Source organism: Lentibacillus sp. Marseille-P4043 (assembly GCF_900258515.1).
Taxonomy (GTDB): domain Bacteria; phylum Bacillota; class Bacilli; order Bacillales; family Amphibacillaceae; genus Lentibacillus_C.
The window spans coordinates 3101373-3123169 of sequence record NZ_LT984884.1 but is presented as its reverse complement, the minus strand read 5'-3'; the positions used below and the strand labels follow the sequence as shown (position 1 = coordinate 3123169).

General features: G+C 38.8%; 21 protein-coding genes and 1 other annotated feature. All 21 genes read left to right on the top strand.

Going from position 1 to position 21797, the window contains the following annotated elements:
* Nucleotides 1-93 precede the first annotated feature (93 nt).
* The 21 genes from sigE to pyrE all read left to right on the top strand — a co-directional run bounded on the left by sigE (nucleotide 94) and on the right by pyrE (nucleotide 21747).
* Nucleotides 94-813 (top strand): RNA polymerase sporulation sigma factor SigE, encoded by a 720-nt coding sequence (sigE, locus tag C8270_RS15495; protein ID WP_106497699.1) that lies wholly within the window; start codon nucleotides 94-96, stop codon nucleotides 811-813.
* Between the two features lie 123 nt (nucleotides 814-936).
* Nucleotides 937-1716, top strand: coding sequence for an RNA polymerase sporulation sigma factor SigG (sigG, locus tag C8270_RS15490; protein WP_106497698.1), 780 nt, complete (start codon nucleotides 937-939; stop codon nucleotides 1714-1716).
* 301 nt (nucleotides 1717-2017) lie between these two features.
* The gene (locus C8270_RS15485) at nucleotides 2018-2290 is read left to right on the top strand and encodes a YlmC/YmxH family sporulation protein (protein ID WP_106497697.1); all 273 of its coding nucleotides are present in this window, start codon (nucleotides 2018-2020) and stop codon (nucleotides 2288-2290) included.
* A 51-nt stretch (nucleotides 2291-2341) separates the two neighbouring features.
* Entirely contained in the window at nucleotides 2342-3151 is an 810-nt protein-coding gene (gene pgeF / locus C8270_RS15480; RefSeq protein WP_106497696.1) for a peptidoglycan editing factor PgeF, read from the top strand.
* 26 nt (nucleotides 3152-3177) lie between these two features.
* Entirely contained in the window at nucleotides 3178-3852 is a 675-nt protein-coding gene (locus tag C8270_RS15475) for a YggS family pyridoxal phosphate-dependent enzyme (protein ID WP_106497695.1), read from the top strand.
* A gap of 14 nt (nucleotides 3853-3866) precedes the next feature.
* On the top strand, nucleotides 3867-4301 hold the full coding sequence (locus tag C8270_RS15470) for a cell division protein SepF (protein ID WP_106497694.1): 435 nt from the start codon (nucleotides 3867-3869) through the stop codon (nucleotides 4299-4301).
* Nucleotides 4302-4307: 6 nt separating this feature from the next.
* Nucleotides 4308-4574 carry a YggT family protein gene (locus C8270_RS15465; protein ID WP_106497693.1) on the top strand — a complete coding sequence of 89 codons (267 nt, stop codon included), beginning with the start codon at nucleotides 4308-4310 and terminating at the stop codon, nucleotides 4572-4574.
* Nucleotides 4575-4802: 228 nt separating this feature from the next.
* Nucleotides 4803-5579: a YlmH family RNA-binding protein gene (locus C8270_RS15460; protein ID WP_106497692.1), complete on the top strand. Its 777-nt coding sequence runs from the start codon at nucleotides 4803-4805 to the stop codon at nucleotides 5577-5579.
* Nucleotides 5580-5735: 156 nt separating this feature from the next.
* A complete protein-coding gene (locus C8270_RS15455; RefSeq protein WP_106497691.1) occupies nucleotides 5736-6239 on the top strand; it encodes a DivIVA domain-containing protein in 504 nt (167 codons plus the stop codon).
* 55 nt (nucleotides 6240-6294) lie between these two features.
* Nucleotides 6295-6517 (top strand) — a binding site (T-box leader).
* A 100-nt stretch (nucleotides 6518-6617) separates the two neighbouring features.
* Nucleotides 6618-9377 (top strand): isoleucine--tRNA ligase, encoded by a 2760-nt coding sequence (ileS, locus tag C8270_RS15450; protein WP_106498564.1) that lies wholly within the window; start codon nucleotides 6618-6620, stop codon nucleotides 9375-9377.
* A gap of 100 nt (nucleotides 9378-9477) precedes the next feature.
* Nucleotides 9478-9948 carry a signal peptidase II gene (lspA, locus tag C8270_RS15445; RefSeq protein ID WP_106497690.1) on the top strand — a complete coding sequence of 157 codons (471 nt, stop codon included), beginning with the start codon at nucleotides 9478-9480 and terminating at the stop codon, nucleotides 9946-9948.
* Nucleotides 9945-10856 (top strand): RluA family pseudouridine synthase, encoded by a 912-nt coding sequence (locus tag C8270_RS15440; RefSeq protein WP_106497689.1) that lies wholly within the window; start codon nucleotides 9945-9947, stop codon nucleotides 10854-10856. The genes lspA and C8270_RS15440 overlap by 4 nt, the downstream gene beginning before the upstream one ends.
* A gap of 166 nt (nucleotides 10857-11022) precedes the next feature.
* Entirely contained in the window at nucleotides 11023-11565 is a 543-nt protein-coding gene (gene pyrR / locus C8270_RS15435; RefSeq protein ID WP_106497688.1) for a bifunctional pyr operon transcriptional regulator/uracil phosphoribosyltransferase PyrR, read from the top strand.
* 764 nt (nucleotides 11566-12329) lie between these two features.
* Nucleotides 12330-13250, top strand: coding sequence for an aspartate carbamoyltransferase catalytic subunit (locus C8270_RS15430; protein ID WP_106497687.1), 921 nt, complete (start codon nucleotides 12330-12332; stop codon nucleotides 13248-13250).
* Entirely contained in the window at nucleotides 13213-14511 is a 1299-nt protein-coding gene (locus C8270_RS15425; protein WP_106497686.1) for a dihydroorotase, read from the top strand. Before C8270_RS15430 ends, C8270_RS15425 begins: the two co-directional genes overlap by 38 nt.
* On the top strand, nucleotides 14486-15586 hold the full coding sequence (locus C8270_RS15420; protein ID WP_106497685.1) for a carbamoyl phosphate synthase small subunit: 1101 nt from the start codon (nucleotides 14486-14488) through the stop codon (nucleotides 15584-15586). The genes C8270_RS15425 and C8270_RS15420 overlap by 26 nt, the downstream gene beginning before the upstream one ends.
* Entirely contained in the window at nucleotides 15579-18779 is a 3201-nt protein-coding gene (gene carB / locus C8270_RS15415) for a carbamoyl-phosphate synthase large subunit (protein WP_106497684.1), read from the top strand. The genes C8270_RS15420 and carB overlap by 8 nt, the downstream gene beginning before the upstream one ends.
* A complete protein-coding gene (locus C8270_RS15410; protein ID WP_106497683.1) occupies nucleotides 18776-19531 on the top strand; it encodes a dihydroorotate dehydrogenase electron transfer subunit in 756 nt (251 codons plus the stop codon). Before carB ends, C8270_RS15410 begins: the two co-directional genes overlap by 4 nt.
* The gene (locus C8270_RS15405) at nucleotides 19528-20442 is read left to right on the top strand and encodes a dihydroorotate dehydrogenase (RefSeq protein WP_442785809.1); all 915 of its coding nucleotides are present in this window, start codon (nucleotides 19528-19530) and stop codon (nucleotides 20440-20442) included. Before C8270_RS15410 ends, C8270_RS15405 begins: the two co-directional genes overlap by 4 nt.
* Nucleotides 20439-21149 (top strand): orotidine-5'-phosphate decarboxylase, encoded by a 711-nt coding sequence (pyrF, locus tag C8270_RS15400; protein ID WP_106497682.1) that lies wholly within the window; start codon nucleotides 20439-20441, stop codon nucleotides 21147-21149. The genes C8270_RS15405 and pyrF overlap by 4 nt, the downstream gene beginning before the upstream one ends.
* Complete coding sequence (gene pyrE, locus C8270_RS15395) at nucleotides 21133-21747, top strand: orotate phosphoribosyltransferase (RefSeq protein ID WP_106497681.1); 615 nt, start codon at nucleotides 21133-21135, stop codon at nucleotides 21745-21747. The genes pyrF and pyrE overlap by 17 nt, the downstream gene beginning before the upstream one ends.
* The last annotated feature ends 50 nt before the right edge of the window (nucleotides 21748-21797 follow it).

Here is a 21797-nt window from a genome sequence, read left to right as displayed (position 1 = left end):
GCTTTTTTTGGTTTATGATTTATCCGCTCTTAAAGGTAGTAAACACCCAATGAATGAAGTTTTTTATGAGCATATAAAAAGGAGAGATAAATTTTGCGGAAATGGAAATTACGGATTCGATTATGGTGGTACAAAACGTTAATGAAATTAGGATTTAAATCAGATGAAATCTATTATATTGGTGGAAGTGAAGCGCTGCCGCCACCATTATCCAAGTCTGAGGAACAAGAACTATTGGAACTCTTACCAAAAGGTGATAAAGCGGCTCGTTCTATATTAATTGAACGAAACTTGCGATTAGTTGTTTATATTGCTAGAAAATTTGAAAATACAGGAATTAACATTGAAGATTTGATCAGTATTGGAACAATTGGACTAATTAAAGCGGTTAATACATTTAATCCGGAAAAGAAGATCAAACTAGCTACGTATGCATCTCGCTGTATTGAAAATGAAATACTTATGTATCTAAGAAGAAATAACAAATTGAAATCGGAAATCTCGTTTGATGAACCATTAAACATTGATTGGGATGGGAATGAATTGCTATTATCTGATGTACTCGGAACAGATGATGATATCATTACAAGGAACTTAGAAACAAATGTCGATAAGCATCTGTTAAAAAATGCGCTATCACAATTAAATGCTCGAGAAAAACAAATAATGGAACTTCGCTTTGGATTAATTGGTGAAGAAGAAAAAACACAGAAGGACGTAGCGGATATGCTTGGCATTTCACAATCCTATATTTCGCGTCTAGAGAAGAAAATAATTAGGCGTTTAAAAAAAGAATTTAATAAGATGGTTTAGCCCTATTTCTAGCAGGAATCAGCCAATTTTTTACTTTTTTTAGCACTGTTTGCATTGCATAAAAAACCCTCTAGGGGGAGATACTGTCCATGAACAGCATCTCCAACTGGGAGGGTAGAACAGATGATAAGACATAAAGTAGAGATATGCGGTGTTGATACATCAAAATTACCGGTTTTAAAGAATGAGGAAATGAAGAAATTATTTATTCAAATGCAAGAAGGAAACCTATCTGCACGAGAAGAGCTCGTGAACGGAAATTTACGACTTGTCTTAAGTGTTATCCAACGATTTAATAATCGCGGAGAATATGTTGATGATTTATTTCAGGTGGGTTGTATTGGGCTAATGAAATCCATCGACAATTTTGACCTAGGACATAATGTTAAATTTTCCACTTATGCAGTACCAATGATCATTGGTGAAATCAGACGGTATTTGCGCGACAACAATCCAATTCGCGTTTCACGATCATTGCGAGACATTGCCTATAAAGCATTGCAAGTTCGGGAAAAATTGATTAATAAAACATCAAAAGAGCCGACACCGATGGAAATCGCTGAGGAGATGGGGGTTCCACACTCTGATATTGTTTTCGCCATGGATGCTATTCAAGATCCTGTATCGTTATTTGAACCTATTTATAATGATGGAGGAGACCCAATCTTTGTTATGGATCAATTAAGCGATGATAAGGATAAAGATGAAACATGGGTTGATAAACTTAGCCTGAAAGAGGGAATGTATGAATTAAATGCAAGAGAAAAAATGATCTTAAATAAACGATTCTTTCAAGGAAAAACACAAATGGAGGTTGCCGATGAAATTGGTATTTCTCAAGCACAAGTATCCCGCTTAGAGAAGGCGGCAATCCACCAAATGAATAAACAGATGTTTGAATAACTCAACAATAAGCCGTATCACAATAAAGTGATGCGGCTTGTTTTTTTAAAAACTTAGACCTTCCTGCATATAAGTACGTGTTCAAAAAGTTGCCAAATTAGAAGCAAGGTCGACTAAATACGTCACGTCCTGTGCGTCGAAGGTCGAGACGGCGTAGCATAGGTACATGAGGAGCGGAAAAATAAGCCAACGAAGAGATTTGCCGCTTATTATTTGGCGGCTTTTTGAACAATCTCTATAATAAAATGTTACATGAAACTATCCCTTCTTCGCATATAGTTTAGTAAGGTGGGTGAAGCATATGATGAAGTTATCTGAATTACAAATAAAAGAAATTATTGTGATCGATGATGGAACAAGATTGGGGCATTTTTCAGATCTGGAAATTGATGCAGAAACAGGCAGGATTATTTCACTGATTTTAAATGTAAAGGATAAGCAGGGTGGTTTTTTTAGTAAAACAGATGAGATGATTATCCATTGGGATCAAATTGAAACAATTGGCTCTGATGTTATCCTAGTGAAAAATGTGCAAACACCGTCATTATACCCAGATCGACATTTCATAGAATGAAAATTATGATAGAATGGTACAAGCAAGTGGTTTTTAAGGAGGGAAACAAACATGACAGAATCATTTATTCATACTACCAATTCATTATTACATATAGAAAAGTGGCAAAATTTAAATACGAGACTACGAGCAGGTTTCACAACGAGGCAAGGTGGACTTAGCCAAGATCCATATAAATCATTTAATCTGGGATTACATGTTGATGACGATAAAAATATTGTTATAAAGAACCGGCAGCGATTAGCACAAAAACTGGAAATCCCACTTGACAATTGGGTGGCGGGTGAACAAATCCATTCAACAGAGGTAGTAGAAATAAATCAACACGATTTGGGAAAGGGTGCAATATCATATCAAGATTCATTGCAAAAAATTGATGGCATGATTACAAATGAAGCCGGGATGTTATGTACTGCTTTTTTTGCTGATTGTGTTCCGTTATTTTTTTTTGATCCTGTAACAAATTATATTGGTATAGCCCATGCTGGTTGGAAAGGTTCTGTTCAGCGAATTGCGGGAAAAATGGTAGACAAACTACAAGCCACTGGTGTTGATATTGCCAATCTACTCGTTGCGATTGGTCCATGCATTTCACAACAGGTTTATGAAGTTGATGAGCATGTAACCCGCCATATACCAGAAAAAATCTGCGAAAAAGTAACGATTAACCAAGAAAATGGACACTATTTATTAGATTTAAAGCAATTAAATGTAGAAATCCTTTTACAATGTGGTGTTATTCGTCATAATATAGATGTAACCAATTATTGTACGTTTCGCGATGAATCGTTATTTTTTTCACATAGAAGAGATAATGGGGAAACTGGTAGAATGTTAGGTTATATTGGCTATTCTACGTGATGACGCTAGGAGGAGTATGAGAAACAATGACTGTATCAGCAAATCTGCAAGAAATTCGCTCGAACATTAGACAAGCATGTGCAAACAGCAATCGTAATCCGGAAGAAATTACCATAATCGGTGTCACGAAATATGTTACAATAGAACGAACAGAAGAGACAATCAATGCAGGAATTAATGATCTTGGCGAAAATCGTCTAGAAGGCTTTTTGGAAAAGCATGAACACTTTCAAGATCAGGCGAAGTGGCATTTTATTGGTACCCTTCAGTCAAGGAAAGTTAAAGACATTATCGATAAAGTAGATGTTATCCATTCACTAGATCGTTTGTCACTTGCAAAGGAAATAAATAAGCGGACAACAGTGCCAATTGATTGTTTTGTCCAAGTAAACGTTAGTGGTGAAAAGTCCAAGCATGGGTTGTCACCCGACACTGTTATCACTTTTTTAAATGACGTTCAAACGTATGAAAATATTCGTGTGGTCGGTTTAATGACCATGGCGCCACATGTTAATGATGAGAAATTACTGCGGGATACGTTTAGACAATTAGCAACGTTGAGAAGTGCTATCCAACAAGAAAATCTCCCACAAGCACCTTGCCACTATTTATCAATGGGAATGAGTAATGATTATCAAATAGCGATTGAAGAAGGAGCCACACACATTAGAATCGGTTCTAAATTGGTGGGGACAAACTAATTGAGGTGGTAATGATGAGTATTAAAAATAAAATCAAGACATTTTTCACAATGGATGATGAATATGAATATATAGAGGAAGAGCAGGAGGAGATCGAGTTGCCTGAGACTACACCAACGCAGCATCGAAAAAACAATGTTGTGAATCTAAAAAGTATGCAGCAGCCATCGTCCAAAGTTGTGCTTTGTGAACCAAGATCATACAATGAAGTACAGGAAATTGCTGACAATATCGTTAACAAGCGTGCTGTTGTTATTAATTTACAAAGAATCGACCATATGCAAGCCAAACGAATTGTCGATTTTCTTAGCGGGACAGTGTATGCTATAGATGGCGATATTCAAAAGCTCGGTGCGGAAACATTCTTATGTACACCAGATAATGTTGATGTGTCAGGAACCATTTCTGAGATATTTGCAGGAGAAGATGAATTTGAAAAAGGATGGTAGGATGATATGATCCAGTTATTTAATATTTTAGATACGGCAATCGTTATATACAGTTATGCATTGATTGTTTACATTTTTATGTCATGGTTTCCCGGTGCGCGTGAATCAGCGTTTGGTACGTTTTTGGCAAAAATCACCGAACCATATTTAGAACAATTTCGCAAAATCATTCCACCTCTAGGTATGATTGATTTATCACCAATCGTGGCAATTTTTGTTTTGTATTTAGCAAGGATGGGATTATTTGAGCTATTTAAAATAATCTTCTTCTAAAAGGATGTTCAAAAAGTCATCAAATGATAAACGGCGAATATCTTCGTTGGTGTAAAGGAACTTCTACTAAACCCGCCCACGTCCTGTGGGCAACGCAGAAGTCAGCACGTCCTGTACAAGTCGGTCCTCATGTAGCATTTGACTACACTCCGGTTCTCAAGACTACGCCGCCTTGATCTTCTTGTTTCTAATTTGTCGATTTTTGAACATGTACTTAAGGTGGGGAATATGGATATTTATCAGCATTTTCGTAAAGATGAACAACCATTTATTGATCAAATTTTAACGTGGAAAGAGCAGGTTGAAAAAACGTTTCAGCCAAAATTGACCGATTTCCTTGATCCGCGAGAACAACAAATTGTGGAAATGGTAGTTGGTACGAACCATGATGATGTAAGACTACATAAACACGGCGGGGGATTACATACGGAGAGGAAGCGGATGATCATCGCTCCTTGTTATGATGTTATAGAAGAGGAAGATTTCAAGCTTACCTTAATGCAAGCATCGTATCAGAAGAAATTTATTACGTTATCTCACCCTGATGTTATGGGTGCGTTTCTTTCGTTAGGAATAAAACGAAAAAAACTGGGCGATATCTATGTCGCAAATGGTGTGTTACAAATCATGATGGCGAGTGATATTGCTCCATATGTTTTAACAAATTTGACAGCAATCAAGAAGGCAACCATTAAATTAACGGAGAAGCCGTTGTCTGCCTTATTAGAAGATGATGTACAATGGCGGGAAACTGATAATACTGTTTCATCGCTTCGATTGGATGCCGTAGTCAAAGAAATATATACCATATCCAGGAAAGATGCTACCCAATATATTTCTAAAGGTCTTGTTAAAGTAAATTATAAACTAGTCGAAGAACAAGCATTTGGTGTACAAGCTGGGGATCTAATCTCTGTTCGTGGTAAAGGAAGAAGTAAAATAGTTGCAATTAATGGTCGTACCAAAAAGGACAAATGGAAAATAACAACGGCGATCCTAAAATAATTTAAAAAGCGTGCAGGAATTTTTCAAGTTATGTCGAATTATAACGAACAAAGGACAATTATTTTTAAAAAGTATATAAAAGTTTCGATGGGTCGAGTAATCGCAAATTGTTGCGCTTTTCTTATCGATACGATATTTCGTAAGGAGGTGGCCTTTGTGCCATTATCACCATTAGATATTCATAATAAAGAATTTACCAGAAGCTGGCGCGGATATGATGAAGATGAAGTTAACGAATTTTTAGATCAAGTGATTAAAGACTATGAAATGACAATCCGTGAGAAAAAAGACTTACAAGAAAAAGTGGAACAGTTGAACGAAAAACTGGGACACTTCACGAATATTGAGACAACGTTGAATAAATCAATTTTAGTTGCACAAGAGACTGCGGAGGAAGTAAAAGGAAACGCGACAAAGGAATCAAAATTAATTATCAAAGAGGCAGAAAAAAATGCCGATCGAATCATCAACGAGGCATTAGACAAATCGCGACGTATATCCATGGACGTTGAAGAATTGAAAAAGCAGGCAAAGGTATTCCGAACTCGGCTGAAAATGCTGATAGAAGCACAATTAGACATGATTGGTACCGATGATTGGGACGAGCTGTTAGATACAGAAATGGCCGATGATCTGGAATTAGCAGAAAATAAGTCATAAACCTTGACGTCTGTCGGATTTATGCATATAATTTTCTCACATGGATTAATTAAAGGAAAAAACGATGACAGAGACAGTATAAAAGTATGGTATCTGTTTAGCGAACTAGGAATTTGGTGGAAGCCTGGTCAGAATACTTTTAGAAGATCACTCTGGAGTATCCATTCGAACGATTATCTAGTAGGTATGGACGGTTCATTCACGTTACGAATCTTGAGTGAATTTAAATGTGTATTTAAGTTTATTAGGGTGGTACCGCGAGTCTTCTCGTCCCTTTTTGGGGGATGTTGAGGGCTTTTTTTATTCCACCTCTATGGGAAGTACCCTAACAATATTGAAATATCAAGTTATAGAAAAAATTTTAGGAGGAAATCAATGATGGACTACAAAGAAACCTTACTCATGCCAAAGACAAAATTTCCGATGCGTGGGAATTTGCCAAATAAAGAACCTGTAAGACGAAAAGAGTGGGAAGAAGCCGATTTGTATCAAAAAGGCCAGCAAAGAACGGAAGGAAGACCATTATTTATCCTTCATGACGGCCCTCCATATGCAAATGGTGATTTACACATCGGTCATGCGTTAAATAAAATTTTAAAAGACTTTATCACCCGTTATAAATCAATGGCAGGTTATCATGCACCATATGTACCAGGCTGGGATACACATGGATTACCAATTGAAACTGCATTGACGAAAAAGAAAAAGGTTGATCGTAAAAAGTTAACTATTGCTGAATTCAGACAAAAATGCGCAGAATACGCTATGAAACAAGTGGATAACCAACGCGAACAATTTATAGAACTTGGTGTACGTGGTGATTGGGATAATCCATATTTGACGCTTACGAAAGATTATGAGGCTGCACAAATCCGAGTGTTTGGCGAAATGGCTAAAAAAGGATACATCTACAAAGGGTTAAAACCTGTTTATTGGTCCCCTTCTTCTGAGTCAGCATTGGCTGAAGCAGAAATTGAGTATCATGATAAACGCTCGCCATCTATCTATGTTGCATTTGACGTAACAGATGGGAAAGGATTGCTAGACGGCGGAGAAAAATTTGTAATCTGGACGACAACACCATGGACAATTCCAGCTAATTTGGGAATCAACTTGCATCCTGAGTTTGATTATGTTGTTGTACAGGTGAACGATGAAAAATTTGTCGTTGCTGAAGAATTGTTATCAGCCGTAGCCGAAGAATTAGACTGGGAAAATCCGGAAGTCGTAAAAACATTCAAAGGGAAAGAAGCAGATCGAATTGTAACAAAGCATCCGTTTTATGATCGTGATTCCCTAATTATGTTAGGTGAACATGTAACAACAGATGCTGGTACCGGTTGTGTCCATACAGCACCAGGACACGGGGAAGATGACTTTTATGTATCTAGAGAATATGGAATTGAGGCATTATGTCCTGTCGATGAAAAAGGTGTATTCACAGATGAAGCTCCAGGATATGAAGGCATGTTTTATGACACAGCAAACAAAGCTATTACAGAAAAGTTGGAAGAGGTTGGAGCTTTACTAAAATTAAAATTTATTACCCACTCCTATCCACATGATTGGCGGACGAAAAAACCAACAATTTTCCGGGCAACATCACAGTGGTTTGCATCGATTAAAGATTTTCGTCAAGATATTCTAGACGAAATCAAACGAATTAATTGGTATCCAAATTGGGGTGAAACACGCCTTTATAATATGGTTCGTGATCGTGAAGATTGGTGTATTTCAAGACAACGTACTTGGGGAGTCCCAATTCCAGTATTTTACGGCGAAGATAACCAACCAATCATTACCGATGAAACCATTGAACATGTATCTACATTATTTGCTGAGCATGGATCAAATATCTGGTTTGAGTGGGATGCTAAAGAACTGCTACCTGAAGGGTTTACTTCCGAACATAGCCCTAATGGCAAATTCTCTAAAGAAGTAGATATTATGGATGTATGGTTCGATTCTGGATCATCACATGAGGCTGTGCTAGTTGGACGTGACGATCACAGACGTCCGGCAGATGTGTATTTAGAAGGAAGTGACCAATATCGTGGCTGGTTCAACTCATCTTTGTCAACTGCTGTTGCGGTAACTGGCAAGGCTCCATATGAAAATATTATTAGCCATGGATTTACACTTGATGGTGACGGAAGGAAAATGAGTAAGTCATTAGGAAATGTTATTCAGCCATCCAAAGTGTTAAAACAGCTCGGTGCTGATATTTTACGATTATGGGTATCATCGGTTGATTATCAGGCAGATGTGCGAATCTCGGATGATATTTTGAAACAGGTATCTGAGACATATCGTAAAATCCGTAACACATTCCGATTTATGCTTGCCAATATTGCTGATTTTGATCCGGCTAAAAATCGTGTTCAAGATGCAGATTTAGAAGAAGTCGATCGCTATATGCTGCATCGATTACAAAATGTAATCACAAGCGTCAAAGAAAGCTACGATAATTATGAGTTTTCACCGATTTATCATCAAATTCATAATTTCTGTGCGGTGGATTTAAGCTCATTCTATCTAGATTTTGCCAAAGACATTTTATATATTGAAGCAGCAGATAACCACCGTCGTCGAAGTATCCAAACCGTGTATTATGATATTTTAACGAGTCTTGTACAGTTGTTAACGCCAATTATTCCACATACGGCAGAGGAAGTGTGGGAATACATTCCAGGTACGGAAGCAGAATATGTACAATTAACTGACATTCCTGAACCAAAGACTGTTTTTGAAAATAAGGACGCACTGGAAAAATGGGATCACTTCATGAAGGTTCGTGATGATGTATTAAAGGCATTGGAAGAAGCACGAAATGAAAAAGTAATCGGGAAATCGCTCGAGGCAAAAATAACGATTGTTGCTAAGGATGCACAAACAAAGGCAGTGCTGGAACAAATTCCGTATTTGCATCAGCTACTGATCGTGTCGGAAGCTGATGTTGCTGAAAACGTGGAAGGTGCGAGTGAATATCGCTACGTCCATGTCAAAGTAGAAAAACATCCTGGCGAAAAGTGTGAACGCTGCTGGGTTGCTTCAGAAACAGTTGGCGATGACCCAGATCATCCAGAATTGTGTACCCGTTGTGCGGATATTGTGAAGGAACATTACACAACTGCATAAAATATTTATTGGCTGAAAGTCCCCCTCATACAAGGCAGAGGGGGACTTTTTATGATACTATGTTAAAAGAGAAGTTTGTTAAGGAATCGGAGGACAGCACATGTATTGGTATTATCTAATAGCGTTGATTATTATTGGCATTGATCAGTTAACAAAATGGATTGTTGTAAAAAACATGGATTTGTACGAACAAATTACGATTATAAAAGACTTTTTCTATTTTACATCGCATCGTAATAAAGGTGCAGCATGGGGAATATTACAGGATCAAATGATCTTTTTTTATGTCATCACAGCTGTCGTTATCATTGGTGTAGTTTTCTACATGCAAAAGTATGGACGCGAAAGTAAGCTGTTGGCATTTTCACTTAGCCTGATTTTAGGTGGAGCAATTGGGAACTTTATTGACCGGGTTTTCCGTCAAGAAGTTGTCGATTTTCTTGATTTTATTATTTTTAACTACGATTTCCCTATCTTCAATGTTGCGGATTCAGCTTTATGTGTAGGTGTTATCCTAGTCTTGATTGCGACATTTATAGATGAGAAAAAGAAAGGAAATGCAGCAAAATGACGAAGCAGCAATATGAAGTAAAAGCAGATCAAAGTAAAATCCGAATTGATAAACTGTTGGCTGAAATGAATCCGGACAACTCACGTTCACAGGTGCAAATGTGGATAAATCAGGATATGGTAACTGTCAATGATAAGAATGTGAAGGCTAATTTTAAGTGTCAACCAGGGGATATTGTAAAGTGGGCCATCCCAGAAGCACAGCCGTTATCGATTAACCCAGAAGATATTCCGCTTGATATTGTCTATGAAGATCATGATGTTATCGTTGTGAACAAACCTAGAGGAATGGTTGTTCATCCATCTGCGGGCCATTCCAGTGGGACACTGGTAAATGCACTAATTTATCATTGTCGTGATTTGTCAGGGATTAATGGCGTGGAGCGTCCAGGTATAGTACATCGTATTGATAAAGATACAAGTGGGTTATTAGTTGTTGCAAAAAATGATTTAGCACATGCTTCATTGGCTGAACAGCTTCAGGATAAAGATGTGGAACGTAAATATGAGGCAATTGTGCACGGCGTGATAGAACATGAAAATGGCTTGATTGACGCCCCAATTGGCAGAGATCCTAAGGACAGGCAAAAAATGGGGATCGTGGAGGAGGGAAAACCTGCTGTTACACATTTCAAAGTGTTGAAGCGGTATGAACGTTTCACCCATGTTGAATGTCAATTGGAAACAGGCAGGACACACCAAATTCGTGTCCACATGAAATATATCGGCTATCCACTTGTTGGCGATCCTAAATATGGTCCAAGGAAAACATTAAACATTGATGGACAGGCCTTGCATGCAAAAGTATTAGGGTTTACCCATCCACGGACAAATGAATGGCTGCACTTTCAAGTAGACGCACCAAAGGTATTTCAGGATATGTTAACACAAATTGAAAAAATGTATTGACAGATGGAAACGAATTTGAAATAATATACACAATGAAATAATGATCCTTTAACAAGTAGTCCCGTGAGGCTAAAAAGGAAACGGAATACAAAGCGTAATAGAGTTACGTATATCCAAATCCCTTTTTCCTCATGGAGAAAAGGGATTTTTTAATAGGAGTGACAAGGTGAAAAAGAAGACTGAAGTACTTGATCAAGATGCAATTAACCGGGCATTAACACGAATTGCCCATGAAATCGTGGAAAAGAATAAAGGTGGAGAAAATCTTGTCTTGGTTGGAGTTAAGACAAGGGGGGTTCCCACTGCAAAACGATTGCAGAACAAAATCAAACAAATAGAAGGCATAACGGTACCAATCGGTGAATTAGACATTACTCTATATCGTGATGATTTAGAAAAAACGGTAGAAAACAATGAACCGGAATTAAAAGAAACGAATATCGAAACCGATGTGACAGGTAAAAAAGTAATTTTAATCGATGATGTTCTTTTTACAGGTCGAACCGTACGCGCCGCAATGGATGCGGTTATGGATTTAGGTAGACCATCACAAATTCAACTCGGTGTATTAATCGATCGTGGTCATCGAGAACTGCCAATTCGCGCTGATTATGTCGGAAAAAATATCCCAACATCAGATAAAGAAATAATCGTTGTTCAGCTAGACGAAACAGACGAAACGGATCAAGTAGCCATATATGAAAAGTAAAAAAATATAACCTTTAATTAAATCCAGAGAGATTTACAAGGTTGTGAAAGAATACGTGTATCTAACACACGTGTACCTCTTTGCGACCTTTCGCAAAGAGGTTTTTTTAATGAGGATCTTTTCGTAATGTTTGTTGCTTTTTAATGTCCTAGTTGATATAAACTGCGACACAGTGAAATTTCCTTTCGTAACAATGATGATGCAATGCCTGAATTCCGCTCCGGCAGAATACTTCGCTTTCCGCGGGCACGGCTTCAGCCTCCTCGGAAGAAAACCACTTCCTGCGGGGTCTTCAGACTCGTGCTGGGGCTGCGCTAACTCGCCCCACCGAAAACCATTGTTCCCGCAGGACAAGGAATGCTTCGGCAGCGTTACATCGCACGCAGAAAATTGATCTGTATTTTCAAGGAGTCTACGTATTCTGCCTCCGCTGGTAGTTGTGCTCTGATTATCGACAGGGGAAAAGCCATGGATTCTAAACGTTACACAAGGCTTTTTCACCCTTAAACAGAAATTCACTCAAGCAATAGATGAATGTAAAGAGTTTTTAAATCACAACACCAGTGGAGGAAATATACGTAGACTCCTGGGGGAAAGCGAAGACGATGAGACACCAAAGTGAGTGGTTTTCTCACGAAGAGGCTCATCGCGAGCCCCCGGAAAGCGAAGTGTATTTCCGTAACGGTAATTAGTGCACAGTTTATATCTATTGTGTAAAATCAACAATCTTTAAAAAACAGCTTGATGAAAAGAAGGAGGAGCTTATGCGACACTTCATATCTGTTAACCAATTATCTACGGAAGAAATTTTTTCGATCATGGAAACAGCGGAAAAATTTCGCAATCAGGAGTTACTACCGATTAGGCAAAAGCTATTTGCCGCAAATTTGTTTTTTGAGCCAAGTACACGAACAAAAATGAGTTTCACCGTAGCCCAAAAAAAGCTAGGCCTTGAAGTTTTGGATTTTCATAGTGAATCGTCAAGTACTTTAAAAGGTGAAACACTGAATGATACGGCAAAAACGTTTGAAGCAATTGGAGCAAACATGCTTGTGATCCGTCATGAGGAAGACACGTGGTATAACGACCTACTATCAGGTCTGCAGATTCCCATCATTAATGCTGGTGCGGGTAAAGGAGAGCATCCAACCCAATGCATGCTTGATTTAACAACAATCTATCAGGAATTCGGTTATTTTAACAATTTAGATGTAGTAATTGTCGGTGATATCAAGCATAGCAGGGTAGCTCATTCCAATGCATATGCACTAGAGAAACTAGGTGCAAACGTTTATTTATCAGTTGCTCCAGGTTTTGCCGATGATGGATTGGATTTTCCTTATTTATCAATGGATGAGGCAGTAAAAACCTGTGATGTTGTCATGCTGCTACGAATCCAGCATGAGCGTCATGGGGCAGCGTATGAAGATTCCAGCTACCTGGATCATTTTGGCCTAACAGAAGAACGTGAAAGGCAAATGAAAGAAAATGCAATTATCATGCATCCCGCGCCTATTAATCGTGGTGTAGAAATTGATAGTAGCCTTGTAGAGTGTGACAGGTCAAGGATTTTTAAACAAATGGAAAATGGTGTTTATGTTCGCATGGCAATCATGACGAAATTACTTAATGAATGGGGGTTTATCAATGATTCTTTTAAAAAACGTGAAAAGACTACAGCCTAATAACGATATTGAAACCTGTGATGTATTAATAGAAGATGGAAAAATCGCCAAGATAGATTCATCCATTATAACGAATAAAGCACAAACGATTGATTGTCAAGGAAACATGTTGTTCCCAGGTTTTGTCGATGTTCATATTCATTTACGCGAGCCAGGTGGGGAACATAAAGAGACGATCAAAACTGGGACACAGGCCGCGGCTAAAGGTGGATTTACAACAGTTTGTGCTATGCCAAATACCAACCCTGTTCCTGATAATAAGGAAACAGTCAACGATCTATTAGAAAAAATCAATCAGGATGCGGTTGTTCGGGTTCTGCCTTATGCTGCAATTACGAAAGAATTAAAGGGAGAAAAATTAACAGCAATTCGTGCATTAGCCGATACGGGTGTTTTCGCTTTTACTGATGATGGTGTAGGAATTCAAACAGCTGATTACATGCTTCGGGCAATGAAAGAAGCTGCTACGTGCAACATGCCAATTGTGGCGCATTGTGAAGATAATTCAATTGTTTATCAAGGTGTCGTACATGATGGAGAGGTAAGTGATCGATTACAGCTTCCCGGAATCCCATCATTGAGCGAATCCGTACAGATCGCCCGTGATGTTTTATTAGCGGAGGCTACAGGTTGTCATTATCATGTTTGCCATGTTAGTACGAAGGAATCTGTTCGCGTTATTCGTGATGCAAAAAAAGCTGGGATTCACGTAACTGCTGAGGTTAGCCCGCATCATCTAATCTTAAATGAAACGGCCATTACGGAAGATGATGCCAATTTCAAAATGAATCCGCCACTACGTTCCATTGCCGACCAGGAAGCGTTACTTGAAGGCTTACTTGACGGAACAATTGATGTTATCGCAACCGATCATGCACCACATGCAGAAGCTGAAAAAGCACCAGGATTTTTAAAAGCACCATTCGGAATTGTTGGTTTGGAAACAGCTTTCTCCTTATTGCATACGTACCTTGTTCAAACAAATAAATGCTCCCTTCAACAGCTGATTGAGTGGTTAACTAGTAAGCCGGCCGATGTGTTTGGATTGCCGTATGGGCGATTGGAAGTAGGCGCTGTTGCAGATTTAACACTCGTTGATATGGAAAAAGAAACTAAGATTGATAAACACGGATTTGCTTCTAAAGGAAAAAACACACCTTTTCATGACTGGAAGGTTACTGGTGTGCCCGTGATGACAATTGCTGAAGGAAAAATCGTTTATGAGGAGGATTCACATGCTACAACGACAACTTATTCTTGAAGATGGAACTGTTTTTATCGGTGAAGGTTTTGGTAGTGAAGAGAATACCAGTGGTGAAGTCGTGTTCAATACTGGAATGACTGGGTATCAGGAGGTTATTTCTGATCCATCGTACTGTGGTCAAATCGTTCTGATGACATACCCGTTAGTAGGGAATTATGGAATTAACAGGGATGATTTTGAAACTGTAACACCATTTATCCAAGGGTTTATCGTAAAAGAATATTGTGAACAGCCATCTAATTTTCGCAGTGATGAAAGTTTAAATACCTTTTTAAAAGCAAATGATATTCCGGGAATTGCTGGTATTGACACACGGAAATTAACGAAAATTATTCGCCAACATGGAACGATGAAGGGGTGCATTACTTCCATGGACGAACCGGTTGAACAAGTGATAGAACGGTTAAGAAAAACACCAGAACAAACCGATTTGGTGCAACAGACATCTACGATAAAACCATATGTAGTGCCTGGCAGGGGTCATAGAATCGTTTTAGTCGATTTTGGAATGAAGCATGGTATTTTACGTGAGCTCACAAAACGCGACTGTCATGTAACTGTTGTGCCATACAACTATGGTGCGGAAAATATTTTGCGTTTAAAACCGGATGGGATCATGTTGACAAATGGCCCTGGAGATCCAAAAGATGTACCAGAAGCGATTGAAATGATTAAAGAAATTATCGGTAAGGTTCCGTTGTTTGGAATATGTTTAGGTCACCAGCTGCTTGCATTGGCATGTGGAGCGGACACAGAAAAAATGAAGTTTGGTCATCGTGGTGCAAATCACCCCGTAAAGGATTTGGAAAAAGGTAAAACGTATATGACGTCACAAAATCATAGTTATGCGGTTACAAATAAGTCCATAAACCAAACGGATTTGCAGATAACACAAATTGCTTTGAATGATCATAGCATTGAAGGAATCAGACATACAGTTTATCCGGCATTTTCCGTGCAATATCATCCAGAAAGCTCTCCAGGTCCCGAAGATACAAATCAGTTATTTGATGATTTTATGCAAATGATTGAGCAAATCAATGCTAAAAATGAGGAGGAAGTTTATGCCTAAAAATACGAACATCCAAAAGATTCTTGTAATCGGATCAGGTCCTATCGTCATCGGTCAAGCAGCAGAATTTGATTATTCCGGAACCCAGGCATGTCAGGCCCTAAAAGAAGAAGGCTACAATGTAATTTTGGCCAACTCGAATCCTGCTACAATTATGACAGATCACACTGTAGCAGATAAGGTATATATGGAGCCACTTACAACAGAGTTTTTAATTAAAATCATTCGTAAAGAACAACCGGATGCATTGCTTCCAACGTTAGGTGGTCAAACTGGCTTAAATCTAGCAGTGGCATTAGAAGCAACTGGTATTTTAGCAGAATACGATGTTGCGTTACTAGGTACTTCCTTGGATGCGATTCAAAAAGCAGAGGATAGAGAGAAATTTCGGTCATTAATGAAAGAATTGAACGAGCCTGTACCAGATAGCCAAATTGTTAATACTGTTGATCAAGCGTGTGACTTTGCAGGGGAAATTGGTTATCCTGTTATTGTCCGGCCTGCTTACACATTGGGAGGTACAGGTGGTGGAATGTGTTATAGTGAAGCAGAGTTAAAAGAAATTGCCCGAAACGGACTAGCACTTTCACCAGTTCATCAATGTTTAATTGAAAAAAATATCGCAGGCTTTAAAGAGATTGAATATGAAGTGATGCGCGATAAAAATGATCAGGCAATTGTTGTATGTAACATGGAAAACGTTGATCCGGTCGGAATTCATACAGGTGATTCAATCGTTGTTGCACCATCACAAACGTTAAGTGATCGCGAATATCAATTGCTACGAAATGCTTCGTTAAAAATTATCCGGGAATTACAAATTGAAGGAGGCTGTAATGTACAGCTGGCACTTGATCCTGACAGTTTTAACTACTACATTATCGAAGTAAATCCGCGTGTCAGCCGATCGTCAGCATTAGCATCGAAAGCAACGGGATACCCGATTGCAAAAATGGCAGCGAAAATTGCAGTAGGTTTGACGCTCGATGAAATTATAAATCCTATTACTGGTAACACCTACGCATGTTTTGAACCTGCCCTTGATTATGTGGTTACGAAAATACCACGGTTTCCATTTGATAAGTTTGTAACAGGTGACCGTAATCTCGGTACACAAATGAAAGCGACAGGGGAAGTTATGTCGATCGGGCGTAATTTTGAAGAGTCACTGTTAAAGGGGATTCGTTCCCTTGATATCGGCACAGAAGAACTTTGGTTGAGAAGTTTAGTAGAGCTTCCGCTTGATGAACTTAAAAAAAGGTTGCAAAAAGCGGACGATGAACGATTGTTTGTCCTTGCTGAAGTAATTCGCCGCGGTATGACAATAGAGGAAATTTTTCAACTGACGAAAATAGACCGGTTCTTCTTGATTAAATTGGAAAGATTAATTGAACTGGAAAATAAATTGAGGAACAATGCATTGTCACAAACCATTTTGGCTGAGGCTAAACAGCTAGGGTTTTCCGATACACATGTTGCCCGTTTATGGGACGCGTCCGTAGATGAAGTTTATGAACGGAGGATGCAACATGAGATTAACCCTGTATACAAGATGGTTGACACATGTGCAGCAGAATTTGCATCGGAAACACCATATTTCTATAGCACTTATGAAGAAGAAAATGAATCCATTGTATCAGGTCGTAAGAAAATTCTTGTACTTGGATCTGGTCCAATTCGAATCGGTCAAGGGATCGAGTTTGACTATGCAACGGTTCATTCGGTATTGGCAATTAAGGAAATGGGCTATGAAGCGATTATCATGAATAACAATCCAGAAACCGTGTCAACAGACTTTAGCATTTCCGACAAGCTTTATTTTGAACCACTTACATTAGAAGATGTGATGCATGTGATTAATTTGGAACAGCCTGAAGGGGTTATCGTTCAATTCGGTGGTCAGACAGCAATTAATTTGGCTGAAGGATTAGAACGACGTGGTGTAACAATTTTAGGCACAAATTTAGAAGCAATCGACAAAGCGGAAGATCGTGATAAATTTGAGCAGTTGTTAAATGATTTACATTTATTACGTCCTAAAGGAAAATCGGTTCTGAAACTTAATCAGGCATTAGAAGTTGCTCGGGATATCGGCTATCCGGTTTTAGTTCGGCCGTCATACGTGATCGGTGGCAGTCGCATGGAAATTGTGTATGATGACGAAGAACTTCATGCATATTTAGCAAAATCACATGATACGGATAACGAACATCCGATTTTGATCGATAAATATATAACAGGTATCGAAGCGGAAGTGGATGCCATTAGTGATGGTGAAACGGTTATTGTTCCCGGGATCATGGAACATATCGAACGTTCTGGGGTCCATTCAGGCGATTCAATAGCAGTTTATCCGCCGCAACGTATAAGTGAAGCGGTGAAACAAAAGTGCATGGATGCAACCGTCAAAATTGCCCGTGAATTAAATGGAAAAGGGTTAATCAATATTCAATTTATTATTCGTAATGATGAGGTTTATGTATTAGAAGTTAATCCACGAGCAAGTAGAACGATCCCATTCTTGAGTAAAATTACTGGAGTAACAATGGCAAACTTAGCAACACGATGCATTTTAGGTGAGACATTGTCAAGTATGGGATATGAATCAGGAATATTACCAGAGCAAGATGCTGTTTCGGTGAAAGTGCCAGTATTTTCTTTTGAGAAATTACGTAGTGTTGACACCATTCTCGGACCAGAAATGAAATCGACCGGGGAAGCAATTGGTCATGATAAAACATTGGAAAAAGCCCTTTATAAAGGCTTAGTAGCTTCTGGCTTATCAATACCCCAAGAAGGTGCAGTGTTACTGACGGTGGCTGATAAGGATAAACAAGAAGTGTTGGAAATCGCAAACCGTTTTTACCAGTTAGGTTTTCAGTTATATGCAACAACAGGAACTGCTTCGTTTGTAAAACAACATAACATTCCAGTTATCGAGGTGGGGAAAGTGGGCTCAGATGAACCAAATGTATTATCGATTATTGAAAATGGCGATGTGCAATTTGTTGTTAACACCTTAACATCTGGCAAAAAGCCTCGATCTGACGGATTTAGGATTCGCCGGGAAGCGGTAGAACATGGTATTGCTTGTTTAACAAATTTAGATACTGCAAATGCCATTTTGAATGTGATTGATTCGACTACCTTTAGTGCTAGTCCATTGACAGGCAAGAAAGTTGTCTTATCATGAAGCAACAGATAGAGATGGTTGTGGACTCGGTACGTGAGATCGCTTTGGATACGATTGAGATGACGCTAAAAAATTCCTATGTAGCGAAAACAGCGAGGCCAGGTCAATTTCTGCATTTGCTTGTAGAAGGGCATACATTACGAAGACCGATCTCAATTGCAGATATGGATCAAGCGAAAGGAAATGTAACCATTTTATTTAAAAAACTTGGTAATGGAACAAAACAGTTGGCATCCTATAAGTGTGGAATGCGCATCAATGTATTAGGACCAAATGGGAATGGTTTTATTAATAATTTATCTCCAGGTGATACAGCCTTGTTAATTGGTGGGGGAATTGGAGTTCCTCCGCTATATAACCTGGGGAAAGAACTCCATAGCAAAGGAATCAACGTAAAAGCAGTACTAGGTTTTCAAACAAAAGAACTTGTATTTTATGAAGAAAGGTTTCAGGAAATTGGTAAAACTTACGTGGTTACGAATAATGGCAGCTATGGACATCAAGGGTTTGTAACGAATGTTTTGGATCAAATCGGGGATTATGATTGTTATTTTTCCTGTGGTCCAATTCCGATGTTACAAGCAGTAACAAAAAAGCTGTCTAACCAGCCCGGGTACATTTCACTAGAAGAGCGGATGGGCTGTGGTGTCGGGGCTTGTTTTGCCTGTGTTATTCCTACTGACAATGAAGGTGGGTATAAAAAAATCTGTCAGGATGGTCCTGTATTTGCCGCAAATGAGGTGGTATTATGATTGATTTAACAATGAATCTACCTGGTTTAAATCTCAGAAATCCAATCATGCCTGCATCTGGTTGTTTCGGTTTTGGGCGGGAGTATAGTGAATTTTACGATTTAAGCGTCCTTGGTGCCATCATCATGAAAGCAGCAACTAGTGAGGTGCGCTACGGGAATAATACACCACGTGTGGCTGAAACAGCTTCTGGAATGTTAAATGCGATTGGCCTACAAAATCCTGGTGTCGAGAAAATTATTGATCATGAGGTAGCGAATCTTGCAAACTATGATGTTCCAATTATCGCTAATGTTGCAGGAAGTACATTAGAAGAATATGTGCAAGTTGCTCAAGCATTTAACAGGACAAATGGAGTCCATGCATTGGAATTAAATATTTCCTGCCCGAATGTAAAAGAGGGAGGAATCCAGTTTGGGACAGACCCAAGCATGGCGGCCATGGTAACAGAAAGAGTTAAAGAAGTAAGTGACCTTCCCGTATATGTGAAACTTTCACCAAATGTATCTGATATCGTTTCCATGGCAAAAGCAGTCGAACAAGCAGGTGCAGATGGACTATCAATGATCAATACACTAACAGGAATGCAAATCCATTTAGGTAGTAAAAAACCGTTACTGGCGAATAAAACGGGTGGACTATCTGGACCAGCAATAAAACCAATTGCTATTCGGATGATTTATGAGGTTAAGCAACATGTCTCAATACCCATTATTGGCATGGGTGGAATTGCAACTGCTGAAGATGTACTGGAATTTTTACTTGCAGGTGCTAGTGCAGTGGCAGTTGGTACAGCTAATTTTCAAAATCCGTTTGTTTGCCCGGAAATTATTAAGAAATTACCAAATGTATTGCAAAAATATGGATTTGATTCTTGTGAGAGTGCAATTGGAAAGGGGCATGGAGCATGATTGGCAACACGTATTTATCACTCGATTTTCCTACATGGGTTGAAACAAAAAACTTTATTGACCAGCATGAATTACAAGCTATACCGGTAAAAGTTGGGATGGAATTGTTTTACCGTGAAGGTCCAAGTGTAATAGAAAAATTAAAACAGGATAATCATGCTATTTTTCTAGATTTGAAATTGCACGATATTCCAACAACGGTCAGGAAAGCAATGAAAAATCTTGCAAAACTAGAAGTGGATATGGTGAATGTTCATGCACTAGGTGGTAGTGAAATGATTCAACAGGCTAAAGAGGGATTGCTTTCCGGTTCCAATCATGAAACAAAATTGATTGCTGTTACTGTGCTAACTTCAATGAATGACACAATAATGAATCACGAATTAAAGTTATCTGGCAGTGTAAACGAAAATGCTGTTCATTTTGCTGATTTTGCCAAGCAAAACGGAGCGGATGGCGTTGTCTGTTCTGTTCATGAAGCGAAGCAAATAAAAGCAACTTGTGGGCCTTCGTTCTTAACTGTTACTCCTGGAATCCGTTTGCAGGAATCGGATACAAATGACCAAAAACGGGTTGCCACACCAATGTTTGCTCGTGAAAATGGTGCGGATATTCTTGTTATTGGCCGTACTGTGACTAATGCAAAACATCCAAAATCAGCATATGAGAAAGTTCAAAAGGAGTGGGGAAATGGGTTTAAATCGTGAAATAGCACGGGATTTATTAGACATAAAAGCGGTACAAATTAAAACGAATCATTATTTTACATGGACTTCCGGGATAAAGTCACCTATTTATTGTGATAATCGGCTGACAATGTCATATCCAGAAATACGCAAGAAAATAGCTGAAGCGTTCGTGGATTTGGTTGAAAAACTGGATAAAAAGCCTGACGTGATCGCAGGTTGCGCGACAGCTGGCATCCCACATGCCGCCTGGATTTCCGAGAAGCTTAATTTGCCGATGGTTTACGTTAGATCAAAACCAAAAGGGCATGGCAAGGGAAATCAAATCGAGGGACAGTTGGATAAAGGACAACATGTTATTCTTATTGAAGATTTGATTTCAACAGGCGGATCATCAATTGAAGCAGCTAAGGCACTACAGCAAGCAGGTGCTAATGTGCTTGGAGTATTCGCCATTTTCACATATGGGCTGACAAAATCAAGGGAACAATTTTCTGAAGCAAGACTAGCCTATCAAACAATAACGGATTATGATGAAATACTGAATTTATTGATTGAGGATGAGTCAATTAATGATGCAGAATATCAAGAATTACAGGCATGGCGCAATTCCCTTTAGTTTCAAATTAAACAAACGGCAACTATACAAATGATAGTTGCCGTTTGACG